The following is a 23075-nucleotide window of genomic DNA, read 5'->3' as shown; positions in this document are numbered from 1 at the left end:
GACTAGCTGGAACCTGTTATCAAGGCCTAAATTGCGAGAAACCATTACGCGTCGAGATTTTTTATGCCAACGAATTCGAAGCCTGTACCACACGTTTTCTCACCATATTGTCGCTGCTAGGCCTTTTTCAATCGGATCGCGTAGATGCCAAGAAGAACACTCCCGATAAGGCTGAATATCGTGATCGATACCCAGAAATATAGGTTCTGGAGGGCACGTTCGCCAAGATAAACACTGTTTTCCTGAGGTATGCCCATTGCAGCGTATAGCCCAATTATCCATAGGGCTGCAGCTGACCACCAGCAACAGACTTGTTTTATCTTCGTATCCATCGATAGTATGTACATAAATTAAGGGATGTATTTGAATGCTTTGCCGCGCTATTAAGCTATAAGCTCATGGTTTCTTTGAGTTCCGCCCCGCTTCGGCGCGATATCTCCAACGTTTTGCCATTGTCGAGCACGACGAGGTAACCGCCGCTCGCGGCCTCCTCGAGGGATGCGATGAAATTGAAATTCACGATGTGCTGGCGGCTGGCGCGGAAAAACAGGTGGTCTGGCAGGCGTGCGGCCACTTCCGCCAGCGGCTTTTTGATGTAAGCATGCGTGTCATGAAAGTACACTTGGACGTAGTTCTTGCAGCTTTCAATACAGCGGATCGAGGCCAGGCTCACCAAGTGACAGCGTGCGCCATCCTTGATGAAAATCTTGCTGCGCTCGTCCAGGGGAGGCTTGCCAAGCATCGCTTCGTCCGACTCTTTACTGCCCGCAGAGCGCCGGACCAGACGCCCGACCGCCTGCGCGAGCCGCTCTTTGCTGATGGGCTTGAGCAGATAGTCGACCGGTTCGTAGTCAAAGGAGCGAACGGCATACTCGGCGTAAGCAGTGGTAAACACAATCCGAGGACAGTCGTCCAGCCGGGACAGCAAGTCAAACGCATCCGCTCCCGCCATTTGAATGTCTAGGAAGAGAACGTCAGGGCGGAGGGTCTCGATCAAGGGCAGCGCTGTATCGGGATGGTCGGCCTCGCCTACTACGTCGATAGCCGGGAAGCGCGCCAGCATGCTGACGAGGCCGGCGCGCGCCAGCCGGGAATCGTCAACGATCACGGCCCTCATGCTGTCTCTTTCGGTATGTCGAGCGTTACCTCATGCTGTCGTCCTGTCGAAGAACTGGCGTGCCGAGCGGCGCCACCGTACAACAGGTCCAGACGCTGCTCGATATTGGGAATAGCCAGCCCCAGTCCCGCGCCGCTGGCGCCAGATGCGCCAAGTGCAGGAGGCTTGTCGTTGACGACCGTCAGACGCAAATTCGAGCCTCTCTCGCTGATCGATACATGAACAGCACCGCCTTGCCGCATTGATGCTGCACCGTGCTTGATCGCGTTCTCAATCAGCATCTGCAACATGAGAGGGGGCACGAGGCAGGATCGCAGGTGGAGTGGTGCGTCCATGGAAAAGCGCAGGCGCGACTCCAGCTGCACACTAACGATGTCAATGTAGCGCTCAATCACGGCCAGCTCTTCGGACAGCGTGACTTTTTCGCGCATTCCGCTCTGGAGCGAATACCGAAGGATATCGGAAAGACCGACCAACATGGAGTCAGCCTGCACTGCGTTCTCGTACATCATGAACCGTATATCGTTGAGGGAATTAAAGAGGAAATGCGGATTGAGCTGGTTCGCAAGACTGCGTAGTTGAGCGTCCTTGAGAGATGCCTGTAGGCGGGCATTGGCCACCTCGCGGTCACGCGCGTCGCGCTGCCCTGTGATGCTAATGTAGATGAAGATCCACGCGCATAAAAATACCTGGGCTTGTAAACTGGCGCTCGCAACGGATCGCAGCAGATAGTCCGTCGCCACCAGCGGCATATTGCGCGCAGCGTAGAACACCTGTAAGTCATTCCAAAAAATCGGCAGCGTCATTGCAGTCACACACATTGTCACGAAGACGGCAGCGACACTCGCATAGCTGACCGCGCCGACGATCAGGCGGCCCGTGCTCCAGCGCTGCCATGCGTAACGCCTGTACATCCGGCGAAAGCACAGCATGGCCAAGGTGAATGGTAGCCCCCACGCCAAAGCCGCTGCACTGTCTTGGCCGCGCAAGGGACTCCACAAGATCACGGTCAGCAGCGTGACGCTTGTTGTGAATGCGGTGGCGCCCAGATGCAGCAGCCAGAACTGGCGATCGCGCGGCAAGAAATGGAAGCCCATCATGAGGTAGTGTCGAGGTAACTAAGTGAATCCAACGCGGCAGTATAGCGGTTCACCACCCCTTGATCCGGTCCGCCGGGGCGACATACATACCGTCGCCCGGCTTGGTCAGAAACGCAGCATGAAAGCCGTCCACGTGACGCGCCGGACCATTGGTTCGAAACTGTGCCGGCGCATGAGGGGCACTGGAGAGCAGCTGCCGCTGGCGCTCCTCACGTCGTTTGACGGCGAACTGGCGTGCATAAGCGCGGAAGAAGCGCTGGTCGCCGCCTGCCTTCAGGCCGATATCCGACGCATTGGCGCGATAGGCGCGGTAGGCCAGTTGTAGCCCCATGATATCGGCAATGTTTTCCGAAAGCGTCAGCTTGCCGTTAACACGCTGGCCAGGCAGCACTTCGTATTCATTGAACTGTTGCACAATGCTTTCACTGAAGCGCGTAAATGCTTGCCGATCCTCATCCGTCCACCAATTGCGCTGAATGCCACGGCTGTCGAACTGCGAACCGGTAGTGTCGAAAGCATGGCTGATTTCATGCGCAACCAAGGCCCCAATGCCACCGTAATTGTCGGCATCGCTGGCGGTGTAGTCGAAAAATGGCGCTTGCAAGATGCCTGCAGGAATATTGATTTCGTTTTGAACGGGGTCATAGTAGGCGTTCGGCTCCAGTGGACTCATGAGCCACATGGCACGATCTACCCGCGTTCCTGACTGCGCTGCCAAGCGTTCCCACTCAAAGCGGCGTGCCCGCATCCAGTTGCCGGCAGCGTCACCTCGCTTGACAAGAAGCTTACCGTAGTCGCGCCAGACAGCTGGATATCCTACTCGGGCCTTGCAGTTGGCCATCTTGGCAACTGCCTCGGCACGCGTCGCGTCTCCCATCCAGGCAATGGAAGCGACAGACTTTTTCGCCTCTGCCAGGATGGCATTGACGAGATTCTCAGCCCGAACTTTGTGCGCGGCCGTGAAGTAGCGCGTCATGTACAGCTGTGCCAACCCGTCACCAAGAGCCTGCGTCACCACATCAATTGCTCGGTCGCCACGCGGCGATGCATCAAGCTGTCCGGCAAGTACCTTGCCATGAAACGCGAAATGCGCTTCGCGAAAAGCTGATGGTAGTACCGTAGCAGCACTATCCAGGCTACGCAGCTTAAGGTAATGCTTCCAGTGCTCAATCGGTGTCTCCGCATGAATGCGCGCAATGGCAACGGCCGCATCGATCTGCATCACATTGACTGCTTCGATCGAGGGAAGCTTGGCGGCAGCGACGAATGCAGGCCAATCGAAGCCTGGAGCGCGACTTGCCAGTTCAGACGCAGTGAGTGCCACGACCCTGGCCGGGTCCATGGCCTGATCGGCAGGTAAATGCGCTCGTGCGAGCCGTGTTTCAAGAGCCATGACATGCGCCGCTACAGTATCCGGTTCCCGCAAGCCGGCAAGAGCCGCGAGGCGCGTTAAATAGGCGAGATAAGCAAGCCTTGTTTTTTCCAAAAGCGGGTCGTGAAGCTTGAGATAGTAGTCGCGGCCGGGCATGCCAAGGCCACCTTGCATGGCAAGTGGACGGTAGGTTGCAGGATCCTTGAAGTCGGCAAAACCGCCCCACATCCATACGGGTGTCTTCCATATGCCTTGGACACTGCCCTGCCATTGCGCCAGTTGCGTCGGCGTAACAATAGCATCAATGCTGGCCAGCATCGCGCTCACGGGCGTCATGCCGGCGCGCTCGATAGCGGCCGTGTCCATGTAACTGGCGTAGTAGTCAGCTATCTTCCTCGCGACGCTACTTGCCGGTTGGCGTACCGCGACTACCGATTTGACCAAGGAATGCAAGCGCGCGCTCATAGCTGCCGGCAGGTCGGCGGCATACACCTCCGAACGCTCAGGGGGTATATCCGTCGCGGCAAGCCAAGCACCGTTGGTGGCGTGGTACAGGTCGGTTTGTGGACCGACCAGATGCGTGCCTTCCCCTGCAATGGCAAGGCTCCAGCTGAATTGAAGTGACAGGAAAAGGGCTGATTGCAGATGTTTCATCGGGTCCTTGACAGAGATGTGACTAATGTATCAATTGTCGCGGCTTACCTACCCCTCTGGTAAAAATAGTGCCGAACGGTTGCGGGCGGTGATAAGCGGCCCAAAAGAGCGGCATGACTGCTTTGGCAGCTTGCAGACGTGCCGGCAAGGCTACGGTAACGGTGCGCTGCGGCTATGCGCGAGCACTGCGTCGACCATTGCCTCAGGTTTGAACAAGTCGTCTGCGATCACTAAGTCAGGGGTAAACAGCAACGGCCAGCGCAGCCCCGAAGGGCGATCGAGTAGGAAGCGGGGACTGCTGACCACCAGCCCTGTCCGCGGCAACACAAGCCGTAGGGTTCCGCCGGATTGACGTGCCCGCGCCGCACTGCCGGGCCCAGCCACGGTGCCAAAACCGAAATCTTGTACGGTATTGGCGAAGAGTATCGCGGACGAATAAGTGGCATCACCGGTCAGAACGTACACGCGCCCGCCGAAATGAAGCGGCTCGGAGAGTGCCGGTTCAACCCATCGATTGACCTCTCCAGCGACGCTGTCCCCCGTGCGCTGCCCCGGGTCTACACGCCCTTCCAACACCCGCTTGAGATAGGTCGATCCCCAGCGAAAGCGCTTGGTCGCCACGTAGCGCAGCACTCCGTCGATCCAGTAGTCGTCATTGCCACATCCGTTGAGCCGCACATCGATGATGAGGGTGCTCACGCTTTCATCCTTGATTCGGGCGAACGCCTCGCGGGTGAACGCCATGAAGCGTTCCTTGTCAGGCCAGGCGAACGACCCGAGCACTAGCACCGCAGCCTTGGGTGGTAGCAGGCGGAAGTGGAACTGGCGTTCGAAGCTGGCGTCGTCTTGCAGAACCACGGCTTCGCTGCGGGCTTGAGCCAGGCGCAGACCAGACTGGGACTCGAGTTCTACTGTATAACTGGGCGGCGCGCCGTACATTTTCCACAGCAGAAACCAGAACCGCTGTCTGAGCAGCCTCGCGCGAAATTGCGGTGTGTCGCCATGCACCCGTTCCATCATGTCGGCCACCACGGCTTTCGCATCGCGGCCGTTGATGCGCGCGATACGCGAGCCCGCAAGCAATGATTTCTGCCCGCCTAGCCAGGCAAGGATGCGCACGGCACCATCGGTGTGGATCGCCACTTCAAATGGAAAGAAACCACCGCCGGATCGCAGATGTGCACGTGCATCGCCACGCCAGTCCTCATAACCGATCATGACATGGCCGTCGGCGAAAGCCGGATTGAGGCGCGCCATGACCGACCACGCCTGGTCGCGCGTGAGGGATCTGGAAAGCGCGTTGGTAACTGGCCCAATTGCCGCGTCCAACGTAATGTCGAGGGCGGGATGCGTACGTTCGATGAATGCCCGCGCGGCACGCAAATCGGCGTGCAAATCCTCAGGCGCGATGAGTGCCCGATCGGCAGCGTGACACACGGTAGAAAAACAAATGAACACCCCGATAGTACAACCGATACGTCCTGGTTTCCGCCGCCATTCCGGAAGACATTGCCCATTTAATTGCAGCTAGTCAGCAGGTTACGACCAACGTAGACACACCGTCGAGCACACGCGCTGTCGGCATGAAAATCCGACATGTCGTTTCGGTATAAACGATGCGTCTCCTTGATCCAGTCGCGAATTAGTCGAATACCCGATGGGTATCCTACCTTGGCGTAATCGACTCGCAGAGTCGGGCAGGATAGGTGAAGTAGGCCCACCCGCGCAGCGTGTGTTCCTTCATCACCTCCCCTTATTCGCACTTCGTGCTCAACGGGATCCTGCTCTGCGAGGCCAGTCGGCTGCCGCGGGCAACTGCCAGGATGGACGACTAGCCGGAAGTGCACACGCCAGAACAGGTTGCCGGTCGAGCTGTGCTGTTCGGGAGCGAGCGATTTTAGCTGCGAAAGCGGGAGCGTATGACATGATCGCAAAGCACATCGCGATGAACGCCGCGGGGAGAAGCAGCTTCCCCAGGCTGGTTCGCTACCTGACGGATACACAAGGTAAGGACGTGCGAACCGGCGCAGTCCGGATCACCAACTGCATCAGCGATTCAGCAGAAGTCGTGGCGCTGGAAGTCCTCAACACTCAGTTGATGAACACGAGGGCCACGGCTGACAAGACGTATCATCTGATCATCAGTTTTCGCAGTGACGAACACCCGGACACTAGGACCCTGACGACAATCGAGAACCGCCTGTGCGACGGGCTCGGGTTCATCGGACACCAGCGGCTCAGCGTGGTGCACGACGACACCGACAATCTGCACCTGCACATCGCCATCAACAAGATCCACCCGACGCGCTACACGATCCACGAGCCATTCCACGCTTACCGAAACCTGGCGAAGCTGTGCGACCAGCTCGAGGACGAGTACAGCCTGCAGAAGGACAACCACGTGCCACAGCAAGTGGGTGCCGAGAACCGGGCTTCGGACATGGAACACCACGCGGGTATGGAAAGCCTGCTTGGCTGGGTCAAGCGCGAGTGCAAGGAACTGATGCTGGGCGCGCAGTCGTGGGAACAGCTGCATGCGGTGCTGGCGGAAAACGGACTGCGCATGCACCCGCGCGCAAACGGGTTAGTGATCACCGCCGGCGACGGGACCACGGTCAAGGCGAGCTCGGTGGGACGCGAATTTTCCAAACCTAAACTGGAGCTGCGCTTCGGGTCCTTCCTGGCCGCGCCCGAGCAGCAGGTTCCACGCAAGCCGGCGCGCCGATACCAGAAGCAGCCGCTCGCATCAGGTGTGGACACCACGAAGCTGTATGCAAGGTTTCAAGCGACGCAGGCCGAAGCGCTTGACGGCCGCGCACGAGAACGCGAGCAGGCACGCGCGCGCAAGGAGCGGCGTATCGAGGCGGCCAAGCGCAGCGTGCAGCGGAAACGCGCGGCCCTCAAGCTTGCCTGGATGCCGCGACCGGCGAAGAAACTGATGTACAACGCCCTCACCCATGCGCTGGGCGAAGAGATCGCGGCGATCAAGGGCCTGTATCTTGGCGAACGCTTGGCCATCGATCGCCAGCACCGGCGATCTCAGTGGACGGACTGGCTGCGGCGCGAGGCGGCGATGGGCGACCTCCAGGCCATGGCTGCACTGCGCGGACACAGTCGCCGAGGCGGCCTGACGGGCAATACCGTCACTGCAAACGCCCCTCCACAATGTTCGGCCCGGCCTATTGGGCACGACAGCATCACCAGGAAGGGCACGATCATCTACCGCGCCGGCAACGGCACGATCCGGGATGACGGCGTCAGGCTCAAGGTCTCACTTGGCGCGGACCAGGCCGCGCTGCAGTGCGCGTTGCGGATGGCAGTCGCGCGGTATGGAGAGCGGATCGACGTCAACGGATCGGACGCATTCAGGGAACAGGTTCTCATGGCGGCAGTCGCCGGGAACCTGCATGTCACTTTCGCCAATCCCAAATTAGAGGTGCGCCGCCTGCAGTTGGCTCGTGCATCGAAGGCAGAGACCGAGACGAACGCGATGCGCGCCCGCAAACGCACAGGCCGCAAAGTCCTTCAGGAACCGAGCAGTGCTTACACTGCCGGAACAGCAAATGGGGCGGCCAAGTGGCACCCGAGGCTCCTGTCGCCGGGCACGCGGGTAGACGTGAGCGTCCAAGGTGTCATCAAGTCAAAAGGACGCAGTAGATAAGGCCTTTCAACGAGGACGTCGGCCCACAGGTGCGCGGCGCATCCGGCCACTCAGCAGCCGGTGTACCCATTGGTGTACCCATTGGAGTCAGCAGCCAAAAATGAAAAAGGGTTAGCTTTCGCTAACCCTTTGAATTCATTGGTCGGGGCGAGAGGATTCGAACCTCCGACCCCGTGCACCCCATGCACGTACGCTACCAGGCTGCGCTACGCCCCGACTAGCCAACAATTATACCCGAGCCAGAAATTTTTTCTTGGGTTTTTGTCATACCCGGCAAGCCCGCCAGCTCATCACTTCCAATCACCCCTCAAGCCCTTCACCTGCTCCTGCAGGTACTCCGGTGTCGCCTGCTGCGGCGCCACCGGCACGCCCACCGCCAGCGCCAGCTTCGAGCGCCAGCCGCGTGCGAACGAGCGCTCGAACAGGTTGCCGGGGTCGCGCGTGAAGACGCTGCCCCACAGGCCGCGCAGGGCCATCGGGATCACCGGCACGCTGCTGCGCTCGACGATCTTGGCGATGCCGCCGCGGAACTCGTTGATCTCGCCGGTCGAGGTGAGTTTCCCCTCCGGGAAGATGCAAACCAGGTCACCCTGGTGCAGGGCCTCGGCGATGTCGATGAAGGCGCGCTCCATCATGAACGGGTCTTCCTTGGCCGGTGCGATCGGGATTGCCTTGGCGGTACGGAAAATCCAGCCCAGGAAAGGCGTCTTGAAGATGCGGTGATCCATCACGAAGCGGATCGGGCGCGGGCTGGCGGCGCCGATCACGATGGCGTCGACATAGCTGACGTGATTGCAGACCAGTACCGCCGGCCCTTCGTCCGGAATGCGCTCGACATCCACCGTGTGCACGCGGTGGATCGTATGGATCAGCAGCCAGGCCAGGAAGCGCATCAGGAACTCGGGCACCAGCGAGAAAATGTAGACCGCCACGGCCGCGTTCAGCAGGGCCGTCACCAGGAACATTTCCGGGATCGAGAAGCCCTGCCCTAGCAGCACGATCGCCAGGCCCGCCGCCGCTACCATGAACAGGGCGTTCAAGATGTTCATGCCGGCGATCGTGCGCGAGACGTGCTTGGGGTCGCAGCGGGTCTGGATCAGTGCGAACAGCGGCACGATGAACAGGCCGCCGAACACCCCGATCAGGACCAGGTCGGCCAGGATGCGCAGGCTGCCGGGCTGCGCCAGCAGGCCAAAGGCGTCGACCGCCAGGGTGCTGGTGTAGGCCAGGCTGGCGAAATACAGGTCGATGCCGAAGACCGACAGGCCGATCGCGCCGAAAGGCACCAGGCCGATCTCGACCTTGCGGCCCGAGAGTTTTTCGCACAGCAGCGAGCCGAGTCCGATGCCCAGCGAAAATACGGTCAGCAAGAGCACGAAGACACTGTGGTCGCCGTGCAGGTAATCCTTGGCATAGACCGGGAATTGGGACAGCACCAGTGCGCCGTAGAACCAGAACCACGAGTTGCCCAGCATCGACAGAAACACCGTGCGGTTTTGGGCCGAGAAGCGCAGGTTGCGCACCGACTCGGCCAGAAAATTGCGCTTGATGCGCAGTTCGGGCGCCGGCGCCGGCGAGGGCGGGATGCGCCAGCTCGCCGCCAGGCCGATCAGCGCCATGAGGATGCTGGCGCCGGCCACCAGTTCGATGCCGAAGGGTTTGTGGGCGACCAGCAAGGCGCCCGCGACTTCGCCCAGCAGGATGCCGACGAAGGTGCCCATCTCGACGACGCCGTTGCCGCCGACCAGTTCTTCCGGTTTCAGGTGCTGCGGCAGGTAGGCATATTTCATCGGGCCGAACAGGGTCGAGTGAATGCCCATGCCGACCACCGCCGCGATCAGCAGCCACAGCGTATGGGTCATCCAGCCGACCGCGGCCATCAGCATGATCGCCACTTCCAGCAGCTTCACGAAACGCGCCAGCCTGCCCTTCTCGACCTTGTCGGCGATCTGGCCGGCCGTAGCCGAGAAGACGACATAGGGCAGGATGAACAGGCCCGGAATCAGGTTGTTGAGCAGCTTGGGGTCGAGCGTGGTCCAGGACAGCGCGTCATAGGTCAGCGCAACGAGCAGCGCCGTCTTGAACAGGTTGTCGTTGAAGGCGCCGAGGAACTGGGTCCAGAAGAAAGGCGCGAAGCGGCGCTGCGACAGCAGGGAAAACTGGCTCGTCTGGCTCATGCGGGATAGCGAAAAAGGAAAGGTGCGGGGAGAGATACACAATCTACAAGGATATCAAGCGGGAAACAATCTTTTCTTGCTCTAGATCATTTTCGAGATGCCGGCGTAGCGCGATTTGCTACCGGGAGGCGCGCTTGCCGATACCTTCAGCGTCGCCATTGACAATTGTATCTTTCTTCAGAGCGGTAGCTACCATGGCCCCAGGAAAGTTGTTTGATCGTCCACAAGAAACCGGCAGGCACGACTTGTTGTGCAACGCAGCGTGAGTAGAATGCACGCATGAATTCGCCCAAGCTCCAACCCATCCAGCGCAGCGCGCACGACGCGTTGTTTGACGACATCGAGCACGAGTTGCTCGCCCTTACCACGGCTTCGCTCGACAACGATGACGGCGCGCTCCCCGCCCCGCCCGTCGACGAGTTCGCGACCGACTTCCTGGTCGAACTGAGCCGTCCGCCGTGTTGGGGCCGGCCCTCATCGGCTTGAGCGCCGCCTGGCGCACCCTGGCCGGGTCAGCTCAGGGTCTCGAGCCTGATCCGGATGACCTTGCCGACGACCGAATCCAGGGCTTCGATGGCGGCAATGGCCGCGTCGACTTTCTTTTCCTGGGTCTGGTGCGTGATCATGATGATGTCGGTGCAGGCGTCGCCCCGGGTTTCCTTTTGCAGCACGGCATCGATCGAGATGCCGGCGTCGGCCAGGATGCGGGTCAGGTCGGCCATCACGCCAAGCCGGTTGTTGACATACACGCGCAGGTAATAGCTGGTCGTGATTTCCGACATCGGCAGGATCGCCACATCGGTCATCTCGTTCGGCTGGAAGGCCAGGTGCGGCACCCGGCAATACGGATCGACCGTGGCCAGGCGCGTCACGTCCACCAGGTCGGCGATCACGCTCGAGGCGGTCGGCTCGGAACCGGCGCCCTTGCCGTAATACAGGGTGGAACCAACGGCGTCGGCCTCGACCAGCACCGCGTTCATTGCGCCCTCGACGTTGGCGATCAGGCGCTGGGTGGGAATCAGGGTCGGGTGGACGCGCAGTTCGATGCCCTCGACGCCGTCGACGATCGACCTGCGCGTGATGCCGAGCAGCTTGATCCGGTAGCCAAGCTGCTCGGCGTAGCGGATGTCGTCCGCCTGCAGCGCGCTGATGCCTTCCACGTGGGCGTGCTCGAACTGCACCGGGATGCCGAAGGCAATCGCCGACATGATGGTGAGCTTGTGCGCCGCGTCCACGCCTTCGATGTCGAAGGTCGGGTCCGCTTCGGCATAGCCGAGTTCCTGGGCCTGTTTCAGCACGACATCGAAGTCGAGGCCCTTGGTGCGCATTTCCGACAGGATGAAATTGGTGGTGCCGTTGATGATGCCGGCCACCGATTCGATCCGGTTCGCGGTCAAGCCTTCGCGCAGCGCCTTGATGATCGGCACCCCGCCGGCCACGGCCGCCTCGAAGGCGACCATGACGCCCTTTTCCTGGGCCGCGGCAAAAATCTCGTTGCCGTGCAGGGCCAGTAGCGCCTTGTTCGCCGTCACCACGTGCTTGCCGTTGCTGATCGCCCGCAGCACCAGTTCGCGCGCCAGCGTGCAGCCGCCGATCAGCTCGACGACGATCTGGATGTCGGGACTGTCGACCACCAGGAAGGGATCGTCGACGATCTGGCAGGCGGCGCCGCCGGCCTTCTCGGTGATGCGTGCGGCGCGCTCGGTATTGCGGGCCGCGACCATGGTGATGTCGATCCCGCGGCCGGCGCGGCGGCGGATGTCTTCCTGGTTGCGCCGCAGGACATTGAAGGTGCCCGTACCGACGGTGCCGATGCCGAGGAGGCCAACTTTGATGGGTTTCATGGTCGGTTTCATAGAGGTTGTCAGCGTCCTTGGTCGGCGCAGATGTTAAACAGCCTTGCGGCGCCGGTAGCCGTCGAGGAAGCGTGCGATGCGTCCGCAGGCATCGGTCAGGTCGTCGGAATTGGGCAGGAAGACGAGGCGGAAATGATCGGGCGCGATCCAGTTGAAACCGGTGCCCTGCACCAGCAGGACTTTTTCCTCGCCCAGCAGCTCGCAAATGAATTGCTGGTCGTCGGCAATCGGGTACATCACCGGGTCCAGGCGCGGAAACATGTACAGCGCCGCTTTTGGCTTGACGCAGGTGACGCCCGGAATATCGGTCAGCAGCTTGTGCGCCAGGTCGCGCTGCTTGAGCAGGCGCCCGCCTGGGCCGACCAGGTCGTCAATGCTCTGGTAGCCGCCGAGCGCGGTCTGGATCGCGAACTGGCCCGGCGCATTCGCGCACAGGCGCATCGAGGCCAGCATATTCAGGCCATCGATATAGTCCCTGGCGTGGCGTTTTTCGCCGGAGACCACCATCCAGCCGGCACGGTAGCCGCAGGAACGGTAATTCTTCGACAGACCGTTCAGGGTCACGAACAGGACGTCGTCGGCCAGGGAGGCGATCGAGTCGTGCTTGTGGCCGTCGTACAGCACCTTGTCGTAGATTTCGTCGGCGTAGATGATCAGGCCATGCTGGCGCGCCAGCTCGACGATCTCGAGCAGCAGCGCACGCGGATACAGGGCGCCGGTCGGGTTGTTCGGGTTGATGACGACGATGGCGCGGGTGTTGGGCGTGATCTTGCGCCGCATGTCGGCAATGTCGGGCATCCAGTCGGCCTGCTCGTCGCACACGTAGTGCACCGGCGCGCCGCCGGCCAGGCTGACGGCCGCCGTCCACAGCGGATAATCCGGGGCCGGCACCAGGACTTCGTCGCCATTGTTCAGCAGGCCCTGCATCGCCATCACGATCAGTTCCGAGGCGCCATTGCCCAGATAGATATCGTCGATGCCGACACCCGCGATCTTCTTTTGCTGGGTGTAATGCATGACCGCCTTGCGCGGGGCAAACAAGCCCTTCGAGTCGGTATAGCCGGCCGCGCCATGCATGTTGTGGATCATGTCCTGCACGATCTCGTGGGGCGGATCGAAGCCGAACACGGCCAGGTTGCCGATGTTGAGCTTGATGATCTTGTGGCCGTCGTCTTCCATCTGGCGCGCCTGCTCCAGGGCCGGGCCACGGATCTCGTAGCACACGTCGTCGAGCTTGGTCGATTTCAGGATCGGTCGCACAGTGTCACCCCAGGTTGCCTGCATTGTTGCAGTGCGAAAAATACCATTCTGCCGAAAGCGCTCCAATTAAGCAACCTCGGGTCCGCCAGGCTGCGGCGCTACTGTCATGCCGGCAAAACGCTTACAATGGCAGCCTATTGTGCCAACGGCGATGACTCCAATGAAGCTCCACTCCGACAACAACCAACAATACCAGACCGTCACCGGCTACGACGCCAGTGGCGTGGAAATCAATGCCCAGCGCTTCGACTACAGCCTGATCGTGATGCCCGAAACCCCGCCCCGCGCCTGGGAAGTGCGCCGTTTCGAGGAACTCGAAGCCCGCCATTTCGAGCAAATTGCTGCGGATGCACCTGACGTGGTCATCCTCGGCACCGGCGAGCGCCAGCGTTTCGTGCATCCGCGCCTGGTCGCCAGCCTGTCGGGGCGCCACGTCGGCGTCGAGTCGATGGACAGCCAGGCCGCCTGCCGTACCTACAATGTGCTGATGGGCGAAGGCCGCAAGGTCACGCTGGCGCTGATCCTGGAAACGACGGGCCAGGCTTGACCGCTACATTCCCGGGACAGGACGTTCTTTCCTCCTTGAAATATGGCGTCGCGTCCGCATATCGAGACGGCTATTGACGAGTTGACATGCTAGACTGGCAGCGATCTCAATGGCCGATTATGATGTGAGGACGTTCGTCCTTGCCTCACCACCCCGTTCAGGAGAACCCCGTGGCCGACAGCCCCAGCGCAGCAACCGTCAACGATTTTTCCGCCGCCATGACCGGCGGCCAGACCTTCCAGCTCGGCGGGCGCCCGGCAAAATACACGGTGCTGTATTTCTACCCGAAGGACAATACACCGGGCTGCACCACCGAAAGCCTGGCCTTCCGCGACCGTCACGAGGACTTCCTGGCTGCCGGCACCGAAATCTACGGCATCAGCCGCGATTCGATGCGTTCGCACGAAGGCTTCAAATCCAAGCTCGGCCTGCCCTTCGAACTGATTTCCGACCCGGAAGAACTGGTGTGCAACCAATTCGGGGTCATGAAGAATAAAATGATGTACGGCAAGCAGGTGCGCGGGGTCGAGCGCAGTACGTTTGTCGTTGACGCTCACGGCCGATTGGTGAAAGAATGGCGTAGCGTGAAGGTTCCTGACCACGTCGATGAAGTACTCGAATTTGTGAAGAGCCAGCCCTGAAGGTGGTTTGAGCCATTAAAATTTTTTGGGTAAACCCCCATATTTTGAGTCAACCCGTTTTTACACCAACTTCTTTTCAAGCTGGCGCCCTGCCAGTCCCGCCTCGGCCTCGTCCCTCGGACCTGGCCCGCGCCTTCAAGACCGTATCCAGTTGCATCGAACTCTGCCTGCCGGCGCCTTGCGCGTCCCTGCAGGCGTCCTCCCCTTTTTTAGATTGAGAACCTGATGCCACTACCAAAAATGCCCACCAAGCCGGCGACATTGCTGCCGGTGAATGAATACCCGAAAGCCGAAGCCGGCAAGTCACCTGTGCGCGCGCTTGCCGCTGCGCCGGTGGCAGCCGATCCCGTCGAAGACCTCATCAGCGGTAAAGCCGTGCCTGCCGCTAAGTCGAACCGCGCCCGCAAGGAAAAAAGCACGCCACTGGCGGCCGTGCCGTCCAGCCAGGGCGACTCTGCCAGCTGGCCGCTGCGTGCCGAGACCGGCACCATCGCCAAGCTCAAGGAAACGGACCAGGACGCCCCCCATCCGGCCAAGCACAAGCCGGTCGAAGTCAACGTCAAGTCCTCGACCAGCCGCAAGGCCGACCGCTCGGGCAAGACCAAGGTGTTCGTGCTCGATACGAACGTGCTGATGCACGATCCAAGCAGCCTGTTCCGTTTCGAGGAACACGACGTCTACCTGCCGATGATGACGCTCGAAGAACTCGACGACCACAAGAAAGGCATGTCGGAGGTGGCGCGCAACGCACGCCAGGTCTCGCGCACGCTCGACGCCCTGATCGCCGACATCGACGACGACGGCATCGAAGCGGGCATCCCGCTGTCCAAACTGGGCAACAAGGATGCCAAGGGCCGCCTGTTCTTCCAGACCCGGCTCCACAGCGGTCCCCTGCTGCCCGAAGGCCTGCCGGTCGGCAAGGCCGACAACCAGATCCTCGGCGTCGTCAAGGCGCTGGCCGCCGAGCAGGAAGACCGCGCGATCGTGCTGGTGTCGAAAGACATCAACATGCGCATCAAGGCGCGCGCACTGGGCCTACCGGCCGAGGATTATTTCAACGACCACGTGCTGGAAGACACCGACCTGCTGTATTCGGGCATCGTCCAGTTACCGAGCAATTTCTGGGATACCCACAGCAAGAACGTGGAATCCTGGCAAGAGAACAAGAACGGCAACTCGACCACCTTCTACCGCGTCAACGGCCCCGTGATCCCGACGCTGCTGGTGAACCAGTTCGTGTATTTCGAGCCGTCCGGTCCCGGCGAAAGCCCGTTCTACGCCCAGGTGCGCGAACTGAACGGCAAAACCGCCGTGCTGCAAGTGCTGCGCGACTACAGCCACAACAAGAACAGCGTCTGGGGCATCACTGCCCGCAACCGCGAGCAGAACTTCGCGCTGAACCTGTTGATGAACCCGGAATGCGATTTCGTCACCCTGCTCGGCCAGGCCGGCACCGGCAAGACCCTGCTGGCCCTGGCCGCAGGCCTGGCGCAAGTGCTCGAGACCAAGCTCTACAACGAGATCATCGTCACCCGCGTGACGGTGCCGGTGGGCGAGGACATCGGCTTCCTGCCGGGTACCGAGGAAGAAAAGATGTCGCCATGGATGGGCGCCTTCGATGACAACCTGGAAGTGCTCAACAAGTCCGACACCGACGCCGGCGACTGGGGCCGCGCAGCGACGCAAGACCTGATCCGCTCGCGCATCAAGATCAAGTCGCTCAACTTCATGCGCGGCCGCACCTTCGTGAACAAGTTCCTGATCATCGACGAGGCGCAGAACCTGACGCCGAAGCAGGTCAAGACCCTGGTCACGCGCGCCGGCCCCGGCACCAAGATCCTGTGCCTGGGTAATATCGCCCAGATCGACACGCCTTACCTCACCGAAGGTTCGAGCGGCCTGACCTATGTGGTCGACCGTTTCAAGGGCTGGTCGCACAGCGGCCACGTGACGCTGGCGCGCGGCGAGCGTTCGCGCCTGGCCGATCACGCGAGCGACGTGTTGTAAGACATCAGCGCTTCACCGAAACCTGCGCGCCGCAAGGCCCGCAGGTTTTTTTACGTACACGCTTTTGGTGCGATGGCCGGCTGGGCAATGCGGGCGCCCTGTGGCTGCTGCTCTCCCGGCATGACCGGGCGGGAAAAGAAATAGCCCTGCCCTTCGTCGCAGCCCAGCGACTTCAAGAGCATCATCTGCTTGCGGCTTTCCACGCCTTCGGCCACCACCGTCATGCCCAGTGCGTGCGCCATCGCGATCATCGAGGCGATCAGCGTGTCGCCATCGGGCTGTTCGATCCGCAGCACGAAGGCACGGTCGATCTTGAGCACATCGAAATGGAGTTTTTGCAACTGGGACAGCGACGAGTAGCCGGTGCCGAAGTCGTCGATGCACAATTTGATCCCGAGCTGGCGCAGCTGGCGGAACACGGCCGATTCCCCGATTCCTTCCTGCATCATCGACGATTCGGTCACTTCGATTTCCAGCAAGGCGGGATCGATCCCATAGCGCCCGGTCATGCTGCGAAACAGCCCCAGGATGTCGGACTGGCTGAACTGGCGTGGCGACACATTGATCGACACCGGCGCCAGGGGAGCGCCGTCGCGTCCCCAGTGCACGAGCTGGCGGCAGACGCTGTCGAGCACCTGCTCGCCCAGCCGCACGATCAGGCCGGTTTCCTCGAGCAGCGGGATGAAACGGTCGGGCCCGACCAGGCCCACGCCCGAGCGCTCCCAGCGCACCAGCGCCTCCAGGCTCGAGGTCTTGCCGGTGGCCAGATCCACACGCGGCTGGTAGTGCACCACGAACTGCTGCTGGTCGAGGGCGCGCCGCAGTTCGATTTCCGTTTCCAGCCGGGTGCGGATCGCCTCGAAAAAGCTCGACTGGAAGAAGCGGTAACTGCCCTTGCCTTCGGTCTTGACCGAATACATCGCGATGTCCGCGTTTTTCAGCAGGGTCTGGGCATCGTCGCCATGCTCAGGGAACAGGCTGATCCCGATCGAAGCGCCCAGCACGTGGGTCGAATGCTGCAGATGGAAGCCGTCGCGGAAGGCGCCCAGCACGCGGCCGGCGACGTGTTCGACGTCTTCCGCGCCACCGACGTCTTCCAGCACGACGACGAACTCGTCGCCGCCGAGGCGCACCACGTGGTCGCGCGGGCGCACCGCCAGCGCCAGGCGCTTGCCGACCGTGCGCAGCAGCTCGTCGCCCGCCGCATGCCCGAGCGCGTCGTTGACGGTCTTGAAGCCGTCGAGGTCGATGAACAGCACGGCCAGGCCGCGGCCGGCGGCGCGCGCCGCGTCGATGGCCTGCGGCAGGTAGTGCTGGATCCAGTGGCGGTTCGGCAGGCCGGTCAGCTCGTCGGAGTTGCCCCTGCGCTCGAGCTCGGACAAATGCGCCTTGGCTTCGCTGATGTCGCGGATGGTCACGGCGAGGTCGTCGCCGGCGCGCACTGCCTTGTAGCGGATCCACTTTGCCTTGAGCCACTGGTCGGACCTGGGCCTGACTTCGATTTCGCTGTCGTGCAGGCCGGTGTCGAGCGCCTCGCACAGGCGGGCGCAGGCCGCCTGGAACAATTTGCCATGATAGAACTCGGACAGGCGATGCCCGATCAGCTGGCGTGGTTGCTTGCCGAACATGTCGGCGCCGTGCTGGTTGGCGTCGACGATCTCGAAATCGATTACCGTGCCGTGCAGGTCGCGCAGCGGCCGGTTGATGAAAAAGCCTTCGCCCGCGTCCTCGGTCGCCAGCCGGTAGGTCGAACGGATCGCTTCGACCTGGTGCTGGCGCCACTTTGCATGCACATAGAAACTGGTGGCGAGCAAGGCGGCCAGCGCGAGCCAGGCGCTGTTCCACCAGGCGTCGTTCAGGGCCGCCAGCCGGTCGCGATGGTAGCTTTCCATCGCGGAAATCTCGTCGACCCCGACCACGCCCACCAGCCCCAGGTCCGGCAGCCGCCGCCAGCCGAGCACGCGCGTGCGCCCGTCCGCGAACCAGCGCCGGCCGTCGAGGCGGACCACGCCGTCCGGTTTGTCGGCGGGCAATGTCCGGAGCAGGAAAGGCGTGCGCAGCGTATGCACATTGTTGCCCTGGCGGCTGGCGCGCACCACGCCATCGTCCCCGATCAGGCCGACAAAGCCGTGCTCGCGCAGGATCGGCTCGGCATAGTGCTGGGTAAAGAAGGACGGCAATACGGAAATCAGGGCGACCCCGCCGAACCGGCCTTCCGGGGCGTGCAGCTTGCGCGAGAAAGCGATCACTTCGCGGTGCGACAGGGGGCCGTCCAGCGGCCCGCTCAGGTACAGGCGGTCGCCCGCAGTGCGCTGCTGTTCGGTGAAATACGCCTGGTCGCCGAAATAGCTGCCGACCGCGGCCGGGTGGGTGCTGGTCAGCGCGATCCCCTTGCTGTCGAGCAGGCCCACGGCGCCGATATACTGCGGCGAAAAGATCCCGGCCTCGATGGTGCCGGCCAGGTCCAGGCGCCCGCCCGATACGGTCCAGTTGTGGCGCAGCAGCAGCAACAGCCGGTCGGCGTCGCTGATCGAGCGGCGGGTGCGGATCGCGAAACTGCGCGTATAGGCGTCGACCTGCTGCACCAGTTCGGCCTGGCGGTCGCGCCGCTCGTCCTGGAGCCTGCCCAGCACGCCCGCCCAGAGCCCGGCGCCTGCCAGCACCGCGATTGCCGGCCACACCAGCAAGAGCGAGCGATGCAGGCGCAGGAAGGATAGAAAGGGACGCAGCCTGTGCAGCGCGGCAAGGCCGAGCGCGGTTTTGGGCAAGGCCTTGTCGAGATGTGCTTGCATCGGGGTCCCCGCGGCGTGGATGGCCGCACACAGGGTGACAGGGTAGCAGACTCCGGCACCCGGTCGCGCCCCGCCTTATTCGCCGTGCATAAAAAAGCCCGGCACAGGCCGGGCTCCTCATGGATGACGACAATTACATGATCTTGGTGCCGATCCACCAGGCCACCGCCGCCATGAAGGCGGAGGCCGGGATGGTGAACACCCAGGCCCACACGATGCTGCCCGCCACGCCCCAGCGCACGGCCGAGGCTTTCTGGGAGGCGCCGACACCGACGATGGCGCCGGTGATGGTGTGGGTGGTCGAAACAGGAATGCCGAAGAAGCTGGCCATCAGCAGGGTCATCGCGCCACCAGTTTCGGCGCAGAAACCGCCGACCGGTTTGAGCTTGGTGATTTTCTGGCCCATGGTCTTGACGATGCGCCAGCCACCGAACAGCGTGCCGAAGGCGATCGCCGCATAGCAGGAAATGATCACCCAGGCCGGCGGAAATTCGTCGGTCGGGCTGGTCACGCCGGCGGCGATCAGCAGCATCCAGATAATGCCCATGGTCTTTTGGGCGTCGTTACCGCCGTGGCCCAGCGAGTAGCCGGCGGCCGAGACCAGCTGCAGGCGGCGGAACCAGACATCGACCTTGCGCGGCGTCGATTTCACGAAGATCCACGCAACCAGCAGCATGATCGTCGAGCCCAGCACAAAGCCCATCAATGGCGCAATCACGATGAACATCACGGTTTTCAGCAGGCCCGCGGAAATGAGCGCGCCAGTGCCCGACTTGGCCACCGCGGCGCCGACCAGGCCGCCGATCAGGGCGTGCGAGGACGAGGACGGAATGCCGTAGTACCAGGTGATGATGTTCCAGGTGATGGCCCCGACGAGGGCGCCGAAGATCACGTAATGGTCGACCACTCCGGGGTCGATCGTGCCCTTGCCGATCGTCTGCGCGACCTTCATGCTGACCACGAAGATGGCGATGAAGTTGAAGAAGGCGGCCATTGCCACGGCGGTCTGCGGCTTGAGCACGCCGGTCGACACGACAGTGGCGATCGAGTTCGCCGAGTCGTGGAAGCCGTTCATGAAGTCGAAAATCAGTGCGAGCAGCACGAGTCCGCCCAGCACCCAGATGCTGATGTTTAAAGTTTCCATGTTTATTCTTGTTCTGCGCGCGCGTTACGCGTTCTCGACGATGATGCCTTCGATGATGTTGGCGACATCTTCGCAGCGGTCGGTGACGGTCTCGAGGATCTCGTAGATCGCCTTCATCTTGATCAGGTTGCGCACGTCCGGCTCGTCGCGGAACAGTTTGCTCATGGCGGCGCGCATCACGTGGTCGGCATCCGATTCGAGGCGGTCGATCTCTTCGCAAATGGCGACGATCTCCTGGGCGTTGCCCATGTCGTGCAGCAGGCCGACGGCCGCCTGCACGCGTTCGCAGCAGGCCAGGCACAATTCGGCCAGGCGGCTCGCTTCGGGCGTCACGGAATGCAGGTCGTACAGGAGGATGGTCTGGGCCGCGTCTTCCATCATGTCGAGGATGTCATCCATGCGCGTGATCAGCTTGTGGATGTCGTCGCGGTCGATCGGAGTAATGAAGGTCTTGTGCAGCATTTCCACGCAAGCGTAGGTCACCTTGTCGGCCTGCTTTTCGATGCTTTCCACGGCATGCGTGCGCATTTCCAGGTCGTCGAAGTTGGTCATCAGGCCGACCAGTTCGTGCGCACCTTTCACGCACAGCGCCGCGTGCTGGTTGAACAGGTCAAAAAATTTGCCCTCGGTGGGCATGAGGCGTCCAAACATGAATGATTCTCCGTTGTAAAACTCTTGGGATTGCGAAGCTGCGCGGCCGGCGGATAGGCCGGCGACGGTATCTCAGCGTAAGTGCGCGGCTTAATCGCCCTGATAGACGGCGAGGTTACCGCTGTAGTTGCCGAACTTGGTGTATTGGCCGATCCAGGTCAGGCGGATCGCGCCGATCGGACCATTACGCTGCTTGCCGATGATGATTTCGGCGGTGCCTTTATCGGGCGAGTCGGGGTTGTAGACCTCGTCGCGATACAGGAAGATGATGACGTCGGCATCCTGCTCGATTGCACCTGATTCGCGCAAGTCGGACATGACGGGACGCTTGTTGGGGCGCTGCTCGAGCGCGCGGTTCAGCTGCGACAGGGCAATGACGGGGCAATGCAATTCCTTCGCCAGGCCTTTCAGCGAACGTGAAATCTCGGAAATTTCGGCGGTACGGTTGTCGCCCTGCTGGCTACCCTGCATCAGCTGCAGGTAGTCGACGATGATCAGGCCGAGCTTGCCGCACTGGCGGGCCAGGCGGCGCGCGCGTGCGCGCATCTCGATCGGGTTCAGCGCCGGCGTCTCGTCGATGTACAGCTGGGCATCGTTCATTTTCTGGATCGCGTGCGTCAGGCGCGGCCAGTCCTCGTCGTTCAGGCGGCCGGTACGCAGGCGGTGCTGGTCGAGCTGGCCGACCGAGCCGAGCATACGCATGGCCAGCTGGGTGCCGCCCATCTCCATCGAGAAAATAGCCACGGGCAGGCCCGCTTCGATGGCGACGTTCTCGCCGATGTTCACCGAAAACGCCGTCTTGCCCATCGACGGACGGCCGGCGACGATCACCAGGTCGCCCGGCTGCAGGCCCGAGGTCATGCGGTCGAGGTCGATGAAGCCGGTCGGCACGCCGGTGATTTCGCCCTGGTTTTCGCGCGAATACAGTTCGTCGATGCGCTCGACCACTTGCGTGAGCAGCGGCTGGATCGCATTCCAGCCCTGGGCGCCGCGCGAGCCGGATTCGGCGATGGCGAAGATCTTGGATTCGGCTTCGTCAAGCATCTGCTTGACTTCCTTGCCTTGCGGATTGAACGCGTTGCCCGAGATTTCATCGGCGACGGTGATCAGCTTGCGCAGGATGCCGCGGTCGCGCACGATTTCGGCGTAACGGCGGATGTTGGCGGCGGACGGCGTGTTCTGCGCCATCGCGTTGAGGTATTGCAGGCCGCCCACGTCCTCGGCCTTGCCCAGCGAAACCATGGCTTCGTAGACGGTAATCACGTCGGCCGGCTTGCCGCTGTTGATCAGCCGGACCATCTGTTCGAAGATGATGCGGTGGTCGTAGCGGTAGAAATCGTCCGCATGCATGAAGTCGGCAATGCGGTCCCAGGCCGCGTTATCGCGCAGCAGGCCGCCGATGACGGACTGCTCGGCCTCGATGGAATGCGGGGGAATGCGCAGCGATTCGAGCTGCGGATCTGCAGGGGTATTCATGACGGGCATTATAACGCCTCCCGTCATGCGGCTGAAATAATTGGGAAGTTTCCAGGCGCAAAAAAGCCGGGCGAACCCGGCTTTTTCTTATTAACAACAGTGCATCAGAATCGATGCGCGCCGTTGTTACTCAGGCAGCTTCGCCCACGACAGCGACGGTGATTTCCACCACGACGTCGGTGTGCAGCGCGACGGCGACAGCGTGCTCGCCGGTCGTCTTCAGGGGACCGGTCGGCAGGCGCACTTGCGCCTTTTCGACTGCAAAACCCTGCTTCGTCAGCGCTTCAGCGATGTCGAAGTTGGTGACCGAACCGAACAGGCGACCGTCGACGCCGGCCTTCTGGCCGATGGTGATGGTCATGCCGCTCAGCTTGTCGCCCTGGGCTTGCGAAGCCGCCAGCTTTTCGCCAGCTGCTTTTTCCAGCTCGGCGCGCTTGACTTCGAACTCGGCGACTGCCGACGAAGTTGCACGGCGGGCCATCTTTTGCGGGATCAGGAAGTTACGTGCGTAACCGTCCTTGACCTTGACCACGTCGCCCAGGTTGCCGACGTTAACAACTTTTTCCAAAAGGATCACTTGCATATTTTTCTCCAGAAAATTCTGACTGTACGGCGCTTGA

The 23075-nt window shown here is 61.7% G+C and carries 17 protein-coding genes and 1 tRNA gene; 5 read left to right on the top strand and 13 right to left on the bottom strand.

Features of this window, described 5'->3' with window-relative positions; translation table 11 throughout:
• Positions 1-388 precede the first annotated feature (388 nt).
• The 4 genes from AC56KZ_RS16050 to AC56KZ_RS16035 form a co-directional block, all read right to left on the bottom strand.
• A complete protein-coding gene (locus AC56KZ_RS16050) occupies positions 389-1117 on the bottom strand; it encodes a LytR/AlgR family response regulator transcription factor (protein WP_497163187.1) in 729 nt (242 codons plus the stop codon).
• Entirely contained in the window at positions 1114-2217 is a 1104-nt protein-coding gene (locus tag AC56KZ_RS16045) for a sensor histidine kinase (protein WP_497163186.1), read from the bottom strand. The genes AC56KZ_RS16050 and AC56KZ_RS16045 overlap by 4 nt, the downstream gene beginning before the upstream one ends.
• A gap of 49 nt (positions 2218-2266) precedes the next feature.
• The gene (locus tag AC56KZ_RS16040; RefSeq protein WP_497163185.1) at positions 2267-4243 is read right to left on the bottom strand and encodes a M13 family metallopeptidase; all 1977 of its coding nucleotides are present in this window, start codon (positions 4241-4243) and stop codon (positions 2267-2269) included.
• Positions 4244-4393: 150 nt separating this feature from the next.
• Positions 4394-5638, bottom strand: coding sequence for a S41 family peptidase (locus tag AC56KZ_RS16035; protein WP_497163184.1), 1245 nt, complete (start codon positions 5636-5638; stop codon positions 4394-4396).
• 529 nt (positions 5639-6167) lie between these two features.
• On the opposite strand from AC56KZ_RS16035, the gene traI reads away from it, so the two are divergent.
• Positions 6168-7904, top strand: coding sequence for a TraI/MobA(P) family conjugative relaxase (traI, locus tag AC56KZ_RS16030; protein ID WP_497163183.1), 1737 nt, complete (start codon positions 6168-6170; stop codon positions 7902-7904).
• 139 nt (positions 7905-8043) lie between these two features.
• Here the strand turns inward: traI and AC56KZ_RS16025 are convergent.
• A tRNA-Pro gene (locus AC56KZ_RS16025) sits at positions 8044-8120 on the bottom strand.
• A gap of 74 nt (positions 8121-8194) precedes the next feature.
• A complete protein-coding gene (locus AC56KZ_RS16020) occupies positions 8195-10081 on the bottom strand; it encodes an MFS transporter (RefSeq protein ID WP_497163182.1) in 1887 nt (628 codons plus the stop codon).
• Between the two features lie 279 nt (positions 10082-10360).
• On the opposite strand from AC56KZ_RS16020, the gene AC56KZ_RS16015 reads away from it, so the two are divergent.
• Complete coding sequence (locus AC56KZ_RS16015; RefSeq protein ID WP_497163181.1) at positions 10361-10567, top strand: hypothetical protein; 207 nt, start codon at positions 10361-10363, stop codon at positions 10565-10567.
• Between the two features lie 26 nt (positions 10568-10593).
• On the opposite strand, the gene AC56KZ_RS16010 is transcribed toward AC56KZ_RS16015, so the two are convergent.
• Together AC56KZ_RS16010 and AC56KZ_RS16005 are read right to left on the bottom strand one after the other, a co-directional pair.
• Positions 10594-11925 carry a homoserine dehydrogenase gene (locus tag AC56KZ_RS16010; protein WP_497163180.1) on the bottom strand — a complete coding sequence of 444 codons (1332 nt, stop codon included), beginning with the start codon at positions 11923-11925 and terminating at the stop codon, positions 10594-10596.
• A gap of 45 nt (positions 11926-11970) precedes the next feature.
• Complete coding sequence (locus tag AC56KZ_RS16005) at positions 11971-13197, bottom strand: pyridoxal phosphate-dependent aminotransferase (protein ID WP_497163179.1); 1227 nt, start codon at positions 13195-13197, stop codon at positions 11971-11973.
• Between the two features lie 160 nt (positions 13198-13357).
• Here AC56KZ_RS16005 and AC56KZ_RS16000 point away from each other — a divergent pair, with 160 nt between their 5' ends.
• The 3 genes from AC56KZ_RS16000 (at position 13358) to AC56KZ_RS15990 (ending at position 16392) form a co-directional block, all read left to right on the top strand.
• Positions 13358-13744 (top strand): Mth938-like domain-containing protein, encoded by a 387-nt coding sequence (locus AC56KZ_RS16000; RefSeq protein ID WP_497163178.1) that lies wholly within the window; start codon positions 13358-13360, stop codon positions 13742-13744.
• A 170-nt stretch (positions 13745-13914) separates the two neighbouring features.
• The gene (locus tag AC56KZ_RS15995) at positions 13915-14385 is read left to right on the top strand and encodes a peroxiredoxin (protein ID WP_497163177.1); all 471 of its coding nucleotides are present in this window, start codon (positions 13915-13917) and stop codon (positions 14383-14385) included.
• A 225-nt stretch (positions 14386-14610) separates the two neighbouring features.
• Positions 14611-16392: a PhoH family protein gene (locus AC56KZ_RS15990; RefSeq protein WP_497163176.1), complete on the top strand. Its 1782-nt coding sequence runs from the start codon at positions 14611-14613 to the stop codon at positions 16390-16392.
• A 50-nt stretch (positions 16393-16442) separates the two neighbouring features.
• Here the strand turns inward: AC56KZ_RS15990 and AC56KZ_RS15985 are convergent, their stop codons facing one another.
• The 5 genes from AC56KZ_RS15985 to rplI form a co-directional block, all read right to left on the bottom strand.
• The gene (locus AC56KZ_RS15985; protein ID WP_497163175.1) at positions 16443-19184 is read right to left on the bottom strand and encodes a bifunctional diguanylate cyclase/phosphodiesterase; all 2742 of its coding nucleotides are present in this window, start codon (positions 19182-19184) and stop codon (positions 16443-16445) included.
• A 133-nt stretch (positions 19185-19317) separates the two neighbouring features.
• Positions 19318-20328, bottom strand: a complete 1011-nt coding sequence (locus AC56KZ_RS15980; protein WP_497163174.1) for an inorganic phosphate transporter — start codon at positions 20326-20328, stop codon at positions 19318-19320.
• A 24-nt stretch (positions 20329-20352) separates the two neighbouring features.
• Positions 20353-20979: a DUF47 domain-containing protein gene (locus AC56KZ_RS15975; RefSeq protein WP_497163173.1), complete on the bottom strand. Its 627-nt coding sequence runs from the start codon at positions 20977-20979 to the stop codon at positions 20353-20355.
• A gap of 90 nt (positions 20980-21069) precedes the next feature.
• A complete protein-coding gene (locus tag AC56KZ_RS15970) occupies positions 21070-22455 on the bottom strand; it encodes a replicative DNA helicase (protein ID WP_497163172.1) in 1386 nt (461 codons plus the stop codon).
• A gap of 130 nt (positions 22456-22585) precedes the next feature.
• Positions 22586-23038: a 50S ribosomal protein L9 gene (rplI, locus tag AC56KZ_RS15965; RefSeq protein ID WP_497163171.1), complete on the bottom strand. Its 453-nt coding sequence runs from the start codon at positions 23036-23038 to the stop codon at positions 22586-22588.
• Positions 23039-23075 lie beyond the last annotated feature (37 nt).

The organism is Telluria sp. LT2P34 (assembly GCF_059685915.1).
The sequence above is the reverse complement of the archived record's forward strand: the minus strand, read 5'-3'. Positions and strand labels throughout refer to the sequence as shown.